General features: G+C 70.8%; 17 protein-coding genes. 15 read left to right on the forward strand and 2 right to left on the reverse strand.

Translation table 11 applies throughout. The annotated features are described in order from the left end of the window. Positions 1–3: 3 nt before the first annotated feature. Both D0Z08_RS18560 and D0Z08_RS18565 read right to left on the reverse strand, forming a co-directional pair. Entirely contained in the window at positions 4–681 is a 678-nt protein-coding gene (locus D0Z08_RS18560; protein ID WP_118926755.1) for an MBL fold metallo-hydrolase, read from the reverse strand. After that, on the reverse strand, positions 678–1,364 hold the full coding sequence (locus D0Z08_RS18565; protein ID WP_182481381.1) for a maleylpyruvate isomerase family mycothiol-dependent enzyme: 687 nt from the start codon (positions 1,362–1,364) through the stop codon (positions 678–680). The genes D0Z08_RS18560 and D0Z08_RS18565 overlap by 4 nt, the downstream gene beginning before the upstream one ends. 182 nt (positions 1,365–1,546) lie before the next feature. Here D0Z08_RS18565 and uvrA point away from each other — a divergent pair, with 182 nt between their 5' ends. The 15 genes from uvrA (at position 1,547) to D0Z08_RS18640 (ending at position 16,218) form a co-directional block, all read left to right on the forward strand. Further along, positions 1,547–4,486: an excinuclease ABC subunit UvrA gene (gene uvrA, locus D0Z08_RS18570; RefSeq protein WP_118926757.1), complete on the forward strand. Its 2,940-nt coding sequence runs from the start codon at positions 1,547–1,549 to the stop codon at positions 4,484–4,486. A gap of 62 nt (positions 4,487–4,548) precedes the next feature. Then, entirely contained in the window at positions 4,549–5,046 is a 498-nt protein-coding gene (locus D0Z08_RS18575; protein WP_220454252.1) for a Rieske (2Fe-2S) protein, read from the forward strand. Then, positions 5,043–5,465: a Rieske (2Fe-2S) protein gene (locus tag D0Z08_RS18580; protein ID WP_118926759.1), complete on the forward strand. Its 423-nt coding sequence runs from the start codon at positions 5,043–5,045 to the stop codon at positions 5,463–5,465. The genes D0Z08_RS18575 and D0Z08_RS18580 overlap by 4 nt, the downstream gene beginning before the upstream one ends. A gap of 282 nt (positions 5,466–5,747) precedes the next feature. Further along, a complete protein-coding gene (locus D0Z08_RS33085) occupies positions 5,748–6,842 on the forward strand; it encodes a hypothetical protein (RefSeq protein ID WP_245994103.1) in 1,095 nt (364 codons plus the stop codon). 3 nt (positions 6,843–6,845) lie between these two features. Further along, the gene (locus tag D0Z08_RS18590; protein WP_118926760.1) at positions 6,846–7,181 is read left to right on the forward strand and encodes a PIN domain-containing protein; all 336 of its coding nucleotides are present in this window, start codon (positions 6,846–6,848) and stop codon (positions 7,179–7,181) included. A gap of 29 nt (positions 7,182–7,210) precedes the next feature. Continuing rightward, complete coding sequence (gene uvrC / locus D0Z08_RS18595; protein ID WP_118926761.1) at positions 7,211–9,139, forward strand: excinuclease ABC subunit UvrC; 1,929 nt, start codon at positions 7,211–7,213, stop codon at positions 9,137–9,139. Next, entirely contained in the window at positions 9,136–10,005 is an 870-nt protein-coding gene (rapZ, locus tag D0Z08_RS18600; protein ID WP_118926762.1) for an RNase adapter RapZ, read from the forward strand. The genes uvrC and rapZ overlap by 4 nt, the downstream gene beginning before the upstream one ends. Next, positions 10,002–10,988, forward strand: coding sequence for a gluconeogenesis factor YvcK family protein (locus D0Z08_RS18605; RefSeq protein ID WP_118926763.1), 987 nt, complete (start codon positions 10,002–10,004; stop codon positions 10,986–10,988). The genes rapZ and D0Z08_RS18605 overlap by 4 nt, the downstream gene beginning before the upstream one ends. A 47-nt stretch (positions 10,989–11,035) precedes the next feature. Next, complete coding sequence (gene whiA / locus D0Z08_RS18610) at positions 11,036–12,019, forward strand: DNA-binding protein WhiA (RefSeq protein ID WP_118926764.1); 984 nt, start codon at positions 11,036–11,038, stop codon at positions 12,017–12,019. A gap of 41 nt (positions 12,020–12,060) precedes the next feature. Further along, positions 12,061–12,246, forward strand: coding sequence for a DUF1918 domain-containing protein (locus D0Z08_RS18615; protein WP_118926765.1), 186 nt, complete (start codon positions 12,061–12,063; stop codon positions 12,244–12,246). Positions 12,247–12,411: 165 nt separating this feature from the next. Continuing rightward, on the forward strand, positions 12,412–13,410 hold the full coding sequence (gene gap, locus D0Z08_RS18620; RefSeq protein WP_118926766.1) for a type I glyceraldehyde-3-phosphate dehydrogenase: 999 nt from the start codon (positions 12,412–12,414) through the stop codon (positions 13,408–13,410). 2 nt (positions 13,411–13,412) lie between these two features. Beyond that, a complete protein-coding gene (locus tag D0Z08_RS18625; protein ID WP_118926767.1) occupies positions 13,413–14,630 on the forward strand; it encodes a phosphoglycerate kinase in 1,218 nt (405 codons plus the stop codon). A gap of 7 nt (positions 14,631–14,637) precedes the next feature. Then, a complete protein-coding gene (gene tpiA, locus D0Z08_RS18630; protein WP_182481382.1) occupies positions 14,638–15,447 on the forward strand; it encodes a triose-phosphate isomerase in 810 nt (269 codons plus the stop codon). Positions 15,448–15,532: 85 nt separating this feature from the next. Continuing rightward, positions 15,533–15,766 carry a preprotein translocase subunit SecG gene (secG, locus tag D0Z08_RS18635; RefSeq protein ID WP_118926859.1) on the forward strand — a complete coding sequence of 78 codons (234 nt, stop codon included), beginning with the start codon at positions 15,533–15,535 and terminating at the stop codon, positions 15,764–15,766. Between the two features lie 92 nt (positions 15,767–15,858). Next, a complete protein-coding gene (locus tag D0Z08_RS18640) occupies positions 15,859–16,218 on the forward strand; it encodes an RNA polymerase-binding protein RbpA (protein WP_118926768.1) in 360 nt (119 codons plus the stop codon). Positions 16,219–16,231: the final 13 nt, after the last annotated feature.

Here is a 16,231-nt window from a genome sequence, read left to right on the forward strand (position 1 = left end):
GGGTCACCAGCCCCGCGCGCGCCACTCGGCCAGGTGCGGGCGCTCGGCGCCGAGGGTCGAGTCGTCGCCGTGGCCCGGGTAGAACCAGGTGTCGTCCGGCAGTGCGTCGAAGATCTTGGTCTCGACGTCGTCGATCAGGGTCGCGAAGGCGTCGTTGTCGCCGAAGGTGTTGCCGACGCCCCCGGGGAACAGCGAGTCGCCGGTGAACAGGTGCGGGGGGCCGTCGGGGTCGCGGTAGAGCAGGCAGATCGAGCCGGGCGTGTGGCCGGTGACCCGGATGACCTCGAGCTCGCAGGACCCGACCGCGACCGTGTCGCCGTCGGTGACCCGCCGGTCGACGGGGACGCCGGTCTGCTCGGTGATCGCGTCGGCGTCCGGCTCTCCTGCGACGACCTGGGCGCCGGTCGCGGCCACGACGTCGGCGAGCGCGCGGTGGTGGTCCCAGTGCTGGTGGGTCGTGACGACGGCCGTGAGCCCGGCGTCGCCGACCAGGGGCAGCAGCGTGGTGGGCTCGGCCGCGGCGTCGACGAGCACCTGGTCGCCGGTGTCGCAGCAGCGCAACAGGTAGGCGTTGTTGGACATCTGCTCGTCGACGGCGACCTTGGTGATGGTCAGGCCGCCGAGTGTTCGTACGTCGGCGGGGCCGCCGGGCTTCACGTTGCCGGTGTAGTTGTCGGTCATCGTCCCTCCATGGTGGGCAGTGTGCCGGTCGAGCTCGTCACCAGGCCGCCGGGGTCCCGGCCAGTGGCCCACCAGGCCAGCGCGGACGCCGTACCGGTGACGACCGGGGTGTGCTGGTCGGCCTCGCCGAACGCGAAGGTGCGGCCGAGGTCGGTGGCCCGGGCGACGACGGGCGGGCCGGCGTGCCTGCCCGCGTCGTGCTCGAGGAACTGGGCCGCTGTCTCCGTCGGCCAGTCCGCGTGGGTGTAGCCGGCGCGCAGGTCGGCGTGGTGGATCTCGACCTCCCGCAGCCGGAGCCGGGGTACGTCATGAGCGCGCATCCGGATGCCGCCCGGTGTCCGCTCGAAGGTCGCGTCGGCGGGGAGCGCCTGCACCTCGTCGAGTACGGCGGCGATGAAGGCGGAGGAGGTACGCAGCCGCTCGCGGACCTCGTCAGGCTCGGCCGCACCGAGCGCTGCGATGTCGGCGTCGCGGGCCTCGTTGGAGAGGTACATCAGGGTCGGCACGCCGTCGAGCAGCCCACGGACCGCGCCGCCGAGCCCCTCGGCGTTGAGTGCCAGGTGAGCGATGACGTGGCCGCGCGTCCAGCCGGCGCAGCCGCTCTCGGCGCCCCATTCGTCGTCGGGCAGGTGGTCGACGGTGTGCAGCAGCCGGTCGGTCGCGGCTGCGACGGGAGGTGTCACCCCGCCATCATGCCCAACTACCGGATGCCCTCGAAACGGCCGTTGTCGGTGCTGCGTGAGATCGTGTTCGACGGTGTGGCGCCTTGTGCGCCGGCCGTACCATAGCGAACACTTGTTCGAAGGTCTCGACCAGCCCGACCACCGGGCCGAGGCTCGACCACCGATTTCAGGACGGAACGTTAGTGGCGGACCAGCTCATCATCCGCGGCGCCCGCGAGCACAACCTCAAGGACGTCTCGCTCGACCTTCCCCGCGACTCCCTCATCGTCTTCACCGGTCTCTCCGGCTCCGGGAAGTCCAGCCTGGCGTTCGACACGATCTTCGCCGAGGGTCAGCGGCGGTACGTCGAGTCGCTGTCGGCGTACGCCCGTCAGTTCCTCGGCCAGATGGACAAGCCCGACGTCGACTTCATCGAGGGCCTGTCGCCCGCGGTGTCGATCGACCAGAAGTCCACGTCGAAGAACCCGCGCTCGACGGTCGGCACGATCACCGAGGTCTACGACTACCTCCGGCTGCTCTACGCCCGCGCCGGGCGCCCTCACTGCCCGACCTGCGGCGCCCCCATCGAGCGGCAGACCCCGCAGCAGATCGTCGACCGGGTGCTCACGCTGGAGGAGGGCCGGCGGTTCCAGGTGCTGGCCCCGGTCATCCGCGGTCGCAAGGGCGAGTTCGTCGATCTCTTCCGGCAGCTGCAGACGCAGGGCTTCAGCCGGGCCCGCGTCGACGGCACCATCCACAACCTCGACGCCCCGCCGAAGCTCGACAAGAAGATCAAGCACTCGATCGAGGTCGTCGTCGACCGGCTCGCGGTGAAGGCGTCCGCGAAGCGCCGGCTGACCGACTCGGTCGAGACCGCGCTCGGCCTCGCCAGCGGGCTGGTCGTCCTGGACTTCGTCGACCTGCCCGACGACGACCCGCACCGCGAGATGCGGTTCAGCGAGAAGATGGCGTGCCCGAACGAGCACCCGATCGACACCGACGACCTCGAGCCGCGGTCCTTCTCGTTCAACTCGCCGTTCGGCGCCTGCTCCTCCTGCACCGGCCTCGGCACCCGGATGGAGGTCGACCCGGAGCTGGTCGTCCCCGACCCGAGCGCGACCCTCGCCGAGGGCGCGCTCCAGCCGTGGAGCCATGCGCACGTCGCCGACTACTTCGGCAAGCTGGTCCAGGCGCTCGGCGAGGAGCTGGGCTTCGACATGGACACGCCGTGGGAGCAGCTCCCGGCGAAGGCCCAGAAGGCGGTCCTCGACGGCCACCCGACCAAGGTCCACGTCGTGACCCGCAACCGCTACGGCCGTGAGCGGTCCTACTACGCCGACTTCGAGGGCGTCCGGTCCTACATCGAGCGGCGCCACCGCGAGGCCGAGAGCGACGTCAGCCGGGAGCGGTTCGAGGGCTTCATGCGCGAGGTGCCGTGCCCGGTCTGCGAGGGCTCGCGGCTGAAGCCGGTGTCGATGTCGGTGACCCTCGGCTCGCGCTCCGAGGGCGGCAAGAACATCGCCGAGGTGTGTGCGCTGCCGATCAACGAGGCGGCCGACCACCTGCGCAACCTCGACCTGTCCACCCGCGAGCGCCAGATCGGCGAGCGGGTGCTCAAGGAGATCCAGGAGCGACTGCAGTTCCTGCTCGACGTCGGTCTCGACTACCTGAGCCTCGACCGGCCGTCCGGGTCGCTGTCCGGCGGCGAGGCGCAGCGGATCCGGCTGGCGACCCAGATCGGCGCCGGTCTGGTCGGCGTGCTCTACGTCCTCGACGAGCCCTCGATCGGTCTCCACCAGCGCGACAACAAGAAGCTGATCGAGACCCTGCTCCGCCTCAAGGACCTCGGCAACACGCTGATCGTCGTCGAGCACGACGAGGACACCATCCGGGTCGCCGACTGGGTGGTCGACATCGGCCCCGGCGCCGGCGAGCACGGCGGTCAGGTCGTCCACTCCGGCACGGTCAAGGGACTGCTGGAGCACCCCGACTCGATGACGGGCGAGTACCTCTCCGGCCGCCGCGAGATCCCGGTGCCCGCCGTACGCCGCCCGCGGACCGTCGGCCGCGAGCTCAAGGTCCACGGCGCCCGTGAGCACAACCTCAAGAACATCGACGTCAGCTTCCCGCTCGGGCTGTTCGTCGCGGTCACCGGCGTGTCCGGCTCCGGCAAGTCCACGCTCGTCAACGACATCCTCTACACCTCGCTGGCCAAGGAGCTGCACCGCGCGCGGACCATCCCCGGCCGGCACCAGAAGATCACCGGCATCGACAACGTCGACAAGGTGATCCATGTCGACCAGGGCCCGATCGGCCGGACGCCACGGTCCAACCCGGCGACGTACACCGGGGTCTTCGACCACATCCGCAAGCTCTTCGCCTCCACCCCGGAGGCGAAGATCCGCGGCTACCAGCAGGGCCGGTTCTCGTTCAACGTCAAGGGCGGGCGCTGCGAGGCGTGCGCCGGTGACGGCACGATCAAGATCGAGATGAACTTCCTGCCGGACGTCTACGTCCCGTGCGAGGTCTGCCACGGCGCCCGCTACAACCGCGAGACGCTCGAGGTGCACTACAAGGGCAAGACCATCGCCGAGGTCCTCGACATGCCGATCGAGGAGGCGGCGGAGTTCTTCGCGGCGGTGCCTGCGATCTCCCGGCACATGAAGACGCTGTGCGAGGTGGGGCTCGGCTACGTCCGGCTCGGCCAGCCGGCGACCACGCTGTCCGGCGGCGAGGCGCAGCGGGTCAAGCTCTCCACCGAGCTGCAGAAGCGGTCGACCGGGCGCACGGTCTACGTCCTCGACGAGCCGACCACGGGCCTGCACTTCGAGGACATCCGCAAGCTGCTGGGCGTGCTGTCGTCGCTGGTCGACAAGGGCAACTCGGTGCTGGTGATCGAGCACAACCTCGACGTCATCAAGACCGCCGACTGGATCGTCGACATGGGTCCGGAGGGTGGATCCCGCGGCGGCACGGTCGTCGCTGAGGGCACGCCCGAGCAGATCGCGGAGACTCAGGGCAGCTTCACCGGCGAGTTCCTGGCGACGCTGCTCGACGGTCGCGCGGCCGCCCAGCCGAAGCGCAAGCGGGCCTCGGCGGCGAACGCCCGGCCGACGAAGGCGAAGAGCACCGCGCGTCGCTGAGCGTTGCCTGTGAATCCGGGCGGGATCTGAACCAGATGCCGGTCGCGTACGTTGACCCAGACATGACGGTGGAAATATCAACTATCAGCAGGCGGCGGGCGCTCTCGGGAGCCGCGACAGCGGGGATCGGCGTGCCGCTGCTGGCGGCATGCGGCGCCGATGGCGACGACTCGGCGGCCGACCCGTCCTCGTCGGCCACGAGCACGTCGTCGACCCGCACCACGAAGGGGACCAAGAAGTCGGGGCCGCCGAAGACGACCGCGCCGTCGGAGCCGGCCACTGACGGGGTCCCGACCTCGGACGTCCCGGTGGGCGGCGGGATCGTCCTGACCGATCCGCGGGTGGTCGTCACGCAGCCTGCCGAGGGTGAGTTCCAGGCGTTCACCGCCATCTGCACCCACGCCGGGTGCCCGGTGGCGCGGGTCACCACCGAGATCGAGTGCGACTGTCACGGCAGCCGGTTCTCGATCGAGGACGGCTCGGTCGTCGGTGGGCCGGCGCCGGCGCCGTTGGCCGCGGCCGACTTCACGGTCTCCGGCGACCGGATCACGCTCGCATGAGCGGCCTCGGGGAGGTCCGGGCCAACCGACGGATCGTGTTCCACGGGCTCGGCGCGCTCGGCGTGGCCGCTGCGCTCGCCGGCTGCGGCGGTGGTGACGACGGCTCGAGCGACGGCGACGACGTCGCGTCCGGCACCCAGCTGACCACCACCGACGAGGTGCCGGTCGGCGGCGGGGTCGTGCTGACCGACCAGAAGATCGTCGTCACGCAGCCGACCGAGGGCGAGTTCAAGGCGTTCACCGCGGTCTGCACCCACCAGCAGCTGCTGGTGACGTCGGTCGAGGAAGGCACGATCCACTGCGCCAACCACGGCAGCTCGTACGACGCGGCGACCGGTGAGGTGGCCGGCGGGCCCGCGCCTGCGGCGCTGACCGAGGTCGCCATCAAGGTCGACGGCGACAAGATCCTCACGGACTGAGGGGCTCGACCGCGACCTGTCGCCAGCGCTGGTCGCGGGGGGAGGGCCGCCGATCGAGTCGGGCGTCGAGCAGCGAACGGGCGTCGTCGTACCTCTCGGCGCGGAGCAGCGCCGCGATCCGGGTCTCCTCGACGATCTCGCGCTGCGCGTCGGAGCCGCCGAGCCGCCAACAGATGGCGCCAATGCGGCCAGCCGGTCGGCGGCCTCGGACGCGCGTCCCGAGCCGAGCACCCAGAGCGCCTCGGCCAGGGGTGCGACCACCTCGCGCTGGGCGGCGTGCTGGTGGGTCGTGCACCGCTTCGCCAGCCGGCGGAGGCCGTCGAGGTCGTCGAGCGCGAGCAGGGTCACCGCGGCATGCATCCCGAGGAAGGCGGTGGCCGGTGCTTCGAGGCCGCCGCACCCGGTGACCCGGGCGACCTCCTCGAGCCCGGGCACCGCTTCGGCGTCGGGGGTCAGCGCCCAGCGGTAGAGCAGCGAGCCGGTGTCGACCAGGGCTCGACACCCGACGGCGTGCCGTGGCTGGAGCTGGGTGGTGTAGCGACGGCGGACCGCCTCGAGGTCGCCGAGCGAGAGCTCGTGCAGCGCCGCGTGCCAGGAGAAGTGGGTGAGGCTCTCGGTCTCTGCTCCCTCGCCGGTCACCCACGCGTCCATCCAGGCCAGCCCGGCCACGTGGTCGCCGGTCTCGTAGTGGGCGTGCGCCCGCGCGTGGGCGGCGTGACCGGCCGTCGGGTCCGCGGCCAGTGCTCGCCACGAGAGCGCCATGGCGTCGTCGTACCGCCGCTGCTCCTGGCGCACGAAGGCGAGGAGGCCGAGGAACCAGGGGTCGTCTCCGTACGACGGCGCTGCTTCCTCGACGATCGCCCACGCCTCGGCCGGAACCTCGGTCACGCCGGCGAAGGCGATCGTGGGCATCGCGACGGACAGCAGCACCGCGTCGCGGGGATAGGCGGTCAGGTGCGCGAGCAGCGGGCGGTGGTCACCCTGGAGGTGACGGTCGACCGCGTGGACGTGGCTGCGCTCGCGCTCGCTCGCCCGGCCCGAGAGCCGTCGCGCGTCGTCGAGCCGCGAGGCGATGTCGACGTCGACGCACATCTCGTGGCCGAGCAGTGCCAGGTCGGCGTGGGCGAGGGCGAACGTCGGGTCGTGCGCGAGCGACGAGGCGATCCGGACGTGTGCGTCGCGGCGGAGGCGGAGCAGGTCACGGACGCCGGCGACGTACGCCGCCGCTGCCGCCGGACTCGTGGTCAGCGGATAGCCGTAGTCCTCCCGACAACCCATGCCTGCAGTCTCTCCCGCGTTCCGTCACGCGTCACGGAATCGGTGAGCGCGTCTGCCGATCACTGTGTGATGGCGCCGGCCGTAGTCGTGCAGCAGTGATAGATGCCGGTGACGACGGTCGTCAATCGCGCGGAGATCCTGGCCGGGATCGCCGTTCTCCCGGACGGGGAGCGGAAGCGCCGCCTGAGCGAGGTCGCGGGCACCGCGTTCGACACGCTGGGGGTGTGCCTCCCGCTGATGCCCGAGGCGGCGTCGGCGTACGCCTCGATCGTCGCGTCGCGTCGTTCCACCGGCCCGCCGATCGGTTCGATGGACGCCTTGGTCGCTGCGATAGCGCGGGTGAGCGGTGCTTCGGTCGCGACCCGCGACCGGTCCGACTTCGAGGGCCTGGGGCTCGACCTGGTCGATCCGTGGCGCGGGCCGGAAGCCGCTGACTGACTGTCGACGTCGGTCCGTAGGGTGGTGGCGTGTCGCAGAGCTACCGTCCGAAGCCGGGCGAGATCCCCACCGAACCCGGGGTCTACCGCTTCCGCGACAAGCAGCGACGGGTGATCTACGTCGGCAAGGCGAAGAACCTGAGGGCGCGGCTGTCGTCGTACTTCCAGGACATCGGCAACCTGCACCAGCGCACCGCGACGATGGTCGCGACCGCGGCCTCGGTGGAGTGGACGGTCGTCAAGACCGAGGTCGAGGCGCTGCAGCTGGAGTACTCCTGGATCAAGGAGTACGACCCGCGCTTCAACGTGAAGTACCGCGACGACAAGTCCTACCCGTGGCTGGCGGTCACGGTCGGCGACGAGTTCCCGCGTGTGATGGTGGGGCGCGGTGCGAAGCGCAAGGGCACCCGCTACTTCGGTCCCTACAGCCACGCGTGGGCGATCCGCGAGACCGTCGACATCCTGCTCCGGGTCTTCCCGATGCGGTCGTGCAGCAACGGCGTCTTCAAGCGGTCGCAGCAGATCGGGCGGCCGTGCCTGCTCGGCTACATCGACAAGTGCGCCGCACCGTGCGTCGGCAACGTCACGGCCGAGGAGCACCGCGCGATCGTCGACGACTTCTGCGAGTTCATGGCGGGCCGCACCAAGCCGTTCATCAGGCGCATCGAGAAGGAGATGTACGCCGCCAGCGACGCCGAGGACTTCGAGCGGGCGGCCCGGCTCCGCGACGACCTCGGCGCGATGCAGAAGGCGCTCGAGAAGCAGGCGGTGGTGCTGGGCGACGGCGCCGACGCCGACGTGATCGCGCTGGCGGAGGACCCGCTGGAGGTGGCCGTCCAGGTCTTCTACGTGCGCGGCGGACGGGTGCGGGGCCAGCGCGGGTGGGTCGCCGACCGCACCGACGACGCCGAGACCGCCGAGCTGGTGGAGACCTTCCTGCTCCAGCTGTACGGCGGGGAGCCCGATGCCGTCCCGAAGGAGATCCTGGTGCCGGAGCTGCCGCCGGACCGGGTGACGTTCGAGCAGCTGCTCGGCGACCTCCGCGGGTCGAAGGTGGCGATCCGGGTTCCGCAGCGCGGCGACAAGAAGGCCCTGCAGGAGAACGTCGCCCGCAACGCCAAGGAGTCGCTCGCCCTGCACAAGACCAAGCGGGCGAGCGACCTGACCACGCGCAACCGGGCGCTCGCCGAGATCGCCGACGCGCTCGGGCTCGACGAGGCGCCGCTGCGGATCGAGTGCTACGACGTGTCCCACATGCAGGGCACCGAGATCGTCGCGTCGATGGTGGTGTTCGAGGACGGCCTCGCCCGCAAGGGGGAGTACCGCCGGTTCGTGATCCGCGACCAGGAGGGTTCGGACGACGTGGCCGCCATGCACGAGGTGATCACGCGCCGATTCCGCCGGCTGCTCGACGAGCAGGCGCGGAGCGAGGAGCGGATGGGGGAGGACGGCCCGATGCTGGTCGACCCCGACACCGGGCGCCCACGGAAGTTCGCCTACGCGCCGGGGCTGGTCGTGGTGGACGGCGGTCCCCCCCAGGTCGCCGCCGCCCAGCGGGCGCTGGACGAGCTCGGCATCGACGACATCCCGGTCTGCGGCCTGGCGAAGCGGCTGGAGGAGGTGTGGCTTCCCGGCGAGGAGGACCCGGTGATCCTCCGTCGGACCTCCGAGGGGCTCTACCTGCTGCAGCGGGTGCGCGACGAGGCACACCGGTTCGCGATCGCCCACCACCGGGGCCGGCGCTCGAAGTCGATGGTCGAGAGCCTGCTCGACGACGTACCCGGACTGGGAGAGGTGCGCCGCAAGACGCTGCTGCGCCACTTCGGCTCGCTGAAGAAGCTGCGAGAGGCGGAAGCCGACGAGATCGCCGCCGTACCCGGCATCGGCCCGCGCACCGCGGCAGCCATCAAGGCCGCCGTGGCGGCAGGTGACGCCGCACGGAAGAATCCCGCCTCATGAACGATCAACCGGCGGGCGAGCTGGTGGTGGTGACCGGGATGACCGGTGCCGGCCGCAGCACCGCGGCCAAGGAGCTCGAGGACCTCGGGTTCTACGTCGTCGACAACCTGCCGCCGAGCCTGCTGCCCGAGGTCATGCGACTTGTCGACGAGAGCCAGGGCCGCAGCCAACGGGTGGCGGTCGTGGTCGACGTCCGGTCCGGCTCCTTCTTCCAGGGCCTGCGCAGCGCCCTCGCGCTCGGCGTCACCGGCCGCGACACGACGCTGGTGTTCCTCGACGCCACCGACGAGGTCCTGGTCCGCCGCCAGGAGGCCGTACGCCGGCCGCACCCGCTGCAGGAGGGTGGCCGGCTGCTCGACGGGCTGGCGCGTGAGCGGGTCGTGCTGGCCGACCTCCGCGCCGACGCGGACCTGGTGATCGACACCTCCAACCTCAACGTGCACCAGCTCACCGACCGGATCGCCGAGGCGTTCGGCACGCCGGAGACCACCCGGCTGCGGGTGACGACGATCAGCTTCGGCTTCAAGTACGGCATTCCGGCGGACGCCGACTACGTGGCGGACATGCGCTTCCTCCCCAACCCGCACTGGGTGCCCGAGCTCCGCGCGCACAACGGCCGCGACCAGGACGTCGTCGACTACGTCCTCGGCCGGCCGGGCGCCGAGGAGTTCCTCGAGCAGTACGTCCCTCTCCTCGCCGGCGTGGCCGAGGGCTACCTCCGCGAGGGCAAGCGCTTCATGCGGGTGGCGATCGGCTGCACCGGCGGGAAGCACCGCAGCGTCGCGATGAGCGAGGAGATCGCCCGCCGGATGCAGGAGCTGGGCTACGTCGCGCGCGCCCTCCACCGCGACCTGGGGCGAGAATGACGCCTCGTCCGCACCGGCCGCACGACCGGGCTCAGGCGGTGGTGGCCCTCGGGGGCGGCCACGGCCTGCACGGCTCGCTGACCGCGCTGCGGATGCTCGTCGACGACCTGACCGTCGACGAGCTCACCGCCGTCGTGACCGTGGCGGACAACGGCGGGTCGTCCGGGCGGCTGAGGGGCGAGTTCGGCGTACTCCCTCCCGGTGACCTGCGGATGGCGCTCGCGGCGCTGTGCGGCGACGACGAGTGGGGCGACACCTGGGCGCGGGTGCTCCAGCACCGGTTCGAGGGCGACGGCGAGATGCGGGGCCATGTCGTCGGCAACCTGCTCATCGTCGGCCTCTGGGAGCTGCTCGGCGACCACGTCGACGCGCTCGACTGGGTCGGTCGGCTGCTCGGCGCCAAGGGGCGGGTACTGCCGATGGCGATGACGCCGATGGACATCACTGCCGAAGTGCGGGGCCTGGCCGACGATCCGGACGAGCTGACCGTGGTGCGGGGCCAGGTGGAGGTCGCCACGACCGACGGGGTGATCGTGTCGATCGCGCTCGACCCGCCCGATCCCGACGTCAGCTCGGCGGTGCTCACCGCGATCGACGAGGCCGACTGGGCCGTGCTCGGCCCGGGGTCGTGGTTCACCTCGGTGATCCCGCACCTGCTGGTGCCGCAGCTGCGCGACGCGCTGGTCGCGACCGACGCCCGGCTCATCGTCGTCCTCAACCTCGCCGAGCAGCAGGGGGAGACGGGCGGGTTCGGCCCGGCCGACCACCTCGCCGTGCTCGCCGAGCACGCCCCCGCCCTCGCCGTCCACACCGTGCTCGCCGATCGGGAGAGCGTCGGTGACGACGCCGACGAGCTGCGTTCCGTGGTGCGCGCGCTCGGCGCCCGGCTCGTGATCGACGACATCGCGATGGGTGACGGGACCCCACGGCACGACCCGGTGCTGCTCGCGGCGGCGTACGCCCGGATCATGCAGTCCAGTTAGGCCGTTCCGGTTCTTCGGTAGTTGACCGTCGTGGCAGGATCGCCCTTATGGCGATGACGGCTCAGGTCAAGGCGGAACTGGCCTCCACCCCGGTCACCAAGGCGTGTTGTCGCAAGGCGGAGGTCGCCTCGACACTGCGCTTCGCCGGGGGCCTTCACATCGTCGGCGGCCGGATCGTGGTCGAGGCCGAGCTGGACACCGGTGCGGCGGCCCGGCGGCTGCGTCGCGACATCGCGGAGATGTACGGCCAGTCCTCCGACGTGGTGATGGTGCAGGGCAACGGCATCCGCAAGGGCAGCCGCTACATCGTGCGGGTGGTCAAGGACGGCGAGGCCCTGGCCCGCCAGACCGGCCTGCTCGACCAGCGCGGTCGTCCGGTGCGCGGGCTCCCGCCCGCCGTCGTGTCCGGCGGGGGCTGCGACGCCGTCGCCGCGTGGCGGGGCGCGTTCCTGGCGCACGGCTCCCTCACCGAACCGGGCCGGTCGTCGTCCCTGGAGGTCACGTGCCCCGGCTCCGAGGCCGCGCTCGCCCTGGTCGGCGTCGCCCGGCGGCTCGGGATCCAGGCGAAGGCGCGGGAGGTCCGCGGTGTCGACCGGGTCGTCATCCGCGACGGCGACGCGATCGGTCAGCTGCTGACCAGGCTCGGCGCCCACGAGACCCTGATGGCCTGGGAGGAGCGCCGGATGCGGCGCGAGGTCCGGGCCACCGCCAACCGGCTCGCCAACTTCGACGACGCCAACCTGCGCCGTTCGGCACGAGCCGCGGTCACCGCCGGCGCGCGGGTCGAGCGCGCGATGGAGATCCTCGGCGACGAGGTGCCCGACCACCTCCGGATGGCCGGCACCCTCCGCCTCGAGCACAAGCAGGCGTCGCTGGAGGAGCTCGGCCAGCTGCACGAGCCGGTGCTGACCAAGGACGCGATCGCCGGCCGGATCCGGCGGCTGCTCGCAATGGCCGACAAGCGCGCCGAGGAGCTGGGTGTGCCCGACACCGAGGCGTCGCTGACGCCGGAGATGCTCGCCGAGTCCTGATCGGTCTTGTGTCCCGGCGCTGCACGGAGCATCGTGGGCACATGCGAGCGAACGTGGGCGACCGACTCGTCGTCGAGGGCCGGACGGACTCGATGCACCGACGCGAGGCCGAGGTGCTGGAGGTGCGGGGAGAGGACGGCGCTCCGCCGTACCTCGTCCGCTGGGAGGACGGCCATGAGGCGTTGACCTTCCCAGGGGCCGACGCGCACGTCGTACCCGCTCCGTGACAGCGTCCCGGCGCGTGTGATCGTTGTTACCGGGACGTACGCCGGGACACGGCGCGGGCTGTCCGGGAGCGGACGGTAGGGTCGATGCGCGGGTGACTGAACGCCCGCAACTTCCGTCAAGGCGGGTGACCAAACACCCACCACCGAGACCAGGAGAACATTGCTGTGACCGTTCGTGTAGGCATCAACGGCTTCGGCCGGATCGGCCGTAACTTCTTCCGCGCAGTGCGCGCCAGCGGACTCGACATCGAGATCGTCGGCGTCAACGACCTGACCGACAACGCCACGCTGGCGCACCTTCTCAAGTACGACTCGATCCTCGGCCGCCTCGACGCGGACGTGAGCTCGACCAGCGACGCGATCGTCGTCGGCGACACCGAGATCAAGGCGTTCGCCGAGCGCGACCCGGCCATGCTCAAGTGGGCCGACCTGGGCGTCGACGTCGTCGTCGAGTCCACCGGCTTCTTCACCGACGCCACCAAGGCCCGCGCGCACGTCGACGGCGGCGGCGCCAAGAAGGTCATCATCTCCGCGCCCGCCTCCAACGAGGACATCACCATCGTGATGGGCGTCAACGACGGGCTCTACGACCCCGAGCAGCACACCGTGATCTCCAACGCGTCGTGCACGACCAACTGCCTCGGCCCGATGGCGAAGGCGCTCAACGACGGTCTCGGCATCAACAAGGGCCTGATGACCACCATCCACGCCTACACCGCCGACCAGAACCTGCACGACAACATCCACAAGGACCCGCGTCGCGCCCGCGCTGCCGCGCTCAACATCGTGCCGACGTCGACCGGCGCCGCTAAGGCGATCGGCCTGGTGCTGCCCGAGCTCAAGGGCAAGCTCGACGGCTACGCGCTCCGCGTGCCCACCCCGACCGGCTCACTCACCGACCTCTCGTTCGAGGCGGCGCGTGAGACCAGCGTCGAGGAGGTCAACGAGATCGTGAAGGCTGCCGCAGACGGCAAGATCCTCCGCTACTCCACCGACCCGATCGTGTCCTCGGACATCGTCACCGACCCGGCGTCCTGCATCTTCGACGCGCCGCTGACCAAGGTCATCGGCAACCAGGTCAAGGTCGCGGGCTGGTACGACAACGAGTGGGGCTACTCCAACCGCCTCGCGGACCTGATCGTCCACGTCGGCGCCACCCTCTGACGGTGGGGGAGTACGCGGGACTCGGCGAGGTCAGCGGAAAGACAGTCCTCGTCCGGTCGGACCTCAACGTGCCGCTGGACGGTACGACGATCACCGACGACGGCCGGATCCGGGCCAGCGTCCCGACCATCAAGGCACTGGCGGACGCCGGCGCCCGGGTGGTCGTGACGGCGCACCTCGGCCGCCCGAAGGGCGCGCCCGAGCCGGCGTACTCCCTCGGCCCGGTCGCAGCCCGGCTCGGCGAGCTGCTCGGCCAGGAGGTCGCGTTCGCGACCGACACCGTGGGTGACTCCGCGAAGGAGACCGTGGCCGCGCTGGCCGACGGCCAGGTCGCGGTGCTGGAGAACGTGCGTTTCAACCCGGGCGAGACCAGCAAGGACGACGCCGAGCGCGGTGCGTTCGCCGACCAGCTGGTGGCGCTCACCGGTCCTGACGGCGCGTTCGTCTCCGACGGCTTCGGTGTCGTGCACCGCAAGCAGGCGTCGGTCTACGACGTCGCGCAGCGGCTGCCGCACGCGATGGGCGGCCTGGTCGCGGCCGAGATCGACGTGCTCCGGCGGCTCACCGTCAAGCCCGAGCGCCCGTACGTGGTCGTGCTCGGCGGCTCGAAGGTGTCCGACAAGCTGGGTGTCATCGACAACCTGCTCGGCAAGGCCGACAAGCTGCTCATCGGCGGCGGGATGGTGTTCACCTTCCTCGCCGCTGAGGGTCACGAGGTCGGCAAGAGCCTGCTCGAAGAGGATCAGCTCGACACCTGCCGCGACTACCTGCGCCGGGCGCGGGAGGCCGGCGTGGAGCTGGTGCTCCCGTCCGACATCATCGTCGACACCGAGTTCCCCTCGGGCGACCGGACGCCGGCGCCGGGTTCGGTTCCGTCGTCGGAGATCCCTGCCGACAGCCTCGGTCTCGACATCGGCCCGGAGAGCGCCGCGAGCTACGCGCGGGCACTGTCCGACGCGCGGACCGTCTTCTGGAACGGCCCGATGGGCGTGTTCGAGGTCGACGCGTTCGCAGCCGGCACCAAGGCGGTCGCCGAGGCGCTCACCAGGGTCTCGGCTGCCGGCGGGCTGACCGTCGTGGGCGGCGGCGACTCGGCGGCTGCGGTCCGCAAGCTCGGCTTCGACGAAGACGCGTTCGGCCACATCTCCACCGGTGGTGGCGCCAGCCTCGAATACCTCGAGGGCAAGGAACTCCCCGGCATCACCGTCCTGGAAAGCTGAGAACCGAATGGCAAGCACTGTGTCCAACGGCGGACGCACGCCGATCATGGCGGGCAACTGGAAGATGAACCTGAACCACCAGGAAGCGGTGGTGCTGGTCCAGAAGCTCGCGTGGACCCTCTCGGACAAGCGGCACGACTTCGGCAAGGTCGAGGTCGCCGTACTTCCGCCGTTCACCGACATCCGGTCCGTCCAGACGCTGGTCGACGGTGACCGGCTGTCGATCAAGTACGGCGCGCAGGACGTCTCGGTGCACGAGTCGGGCGCCTACACCGGCGAGATCTCGGCTGGCATGCTGGCGAAGCTCGGCTGCTCGTACGTGACGGTCGGCCACTCGGAGCGCCGCCAGTTCCACGCCGAGACCGACGAGCTCGTCGCGGCGAAGGCGAAGGCGGCCATCGGCGCCAAGATCACGCCGATCGTCTGCGTGGGCGAGGGCCTGGACATCCGCAAGGAGGGCACGCACGTGCCCTACTGCACGGCCCAGGTCGTCGGCTCTCTCGCCGGGCTGACGGCGAAGCAGGTCGCCGCGCTCGTGATCGCCTACGAGCCCGTGTGGGCGATCGGCACCGGGGAGGTGGCCACACCGGAGGACGCGCAGGAGGTCTGCGCCGCGATCCGGGCCCAGGTCAAGGAGTCCTACGGCGCCGACGTCGCCGACGCCGTACGGATCCAGTACGGCGGCTCGGTGAAGGCCGCGAACGTCGCCGGGATCATGGCGCAGCCTGACATCGACGGCTGCCTGGTCGGTGGCGCGAGCCTCCAGGCGGACGAGTTCGGTGGCATCTGCCGCTTCTACGACATGCCGGCGCTGTGACCGGAACAGGGCGACGCGCCATCAGTGTCCACTCCGGTGTCCCGGCTTCGGCCGGGCACCGGTGCTGACGTAGGATCCTGCCGTGTTGGAAACCGTGTTCACCGTCCTGCTTGTGCTCACCAGTGTGTTGATGATCCTGCTGGTGCTGCTGCACAAGGGGCGTGGCGGCGGACTCTCGGACATGTTCGGTGGCGGCGTCTCCAGCTCACTGGGAGGATCGTCGATCGCCGAGCGGAACCTTGACCGATTCACGATCGGCATCGGTGTCATCTGGTTCGCCTGTGTCATCGCCCTCGGCCTCCTGCTGGCCTACCAGTGAGCTAGCTCCGAGACCGACCCCCGACCCCGAGATCGACCCCCCGAATGAAGAACGTGTCCGGCTCCGCCGGTCCGAGCTGAGGAGAGAGTCCGTTGGCTGGTGGTGGCAACGCGATCCGCGGTAGTCGTGTAGGCGCAGGCCCGATGGGTGAGGCCGAGCGTGGCGAAGCCGCACCCCGTCAGGCCGTGACCTACTTCTGCGCACACGGGCACCGATCCGTGATCGCATTCTCGGTCGAGGCCGTCGTGCCCGACTCCTGGGACTGCCCGAAGTGCGGCCTCCCGGCCGGCCTCGACTCCGAGAACGCCCCTCCGGCGCCGAAGATCGAGCCCTACAAGACGCACCTCGCCTACGTGAAGGAGCGCCGCTCCGACAAGGAGGCCGAGGTCATCCTCGATGAGGCGATCCAGCTCCTCCGCTCCCGCCGCAAGTCCGGCGAGATCATCTTCTGACCCGCCGAAGTGT

Source organism: Nocardioides immobilis, from assembly GCF_003515065.1.
Classification (GTDB): domain Bacteria; phylum Actinomycetota; class Actinomycetes; order Propionibacteriales; family Nocardioidaceae; genus Nocardioides; species Nocardioides immobilis.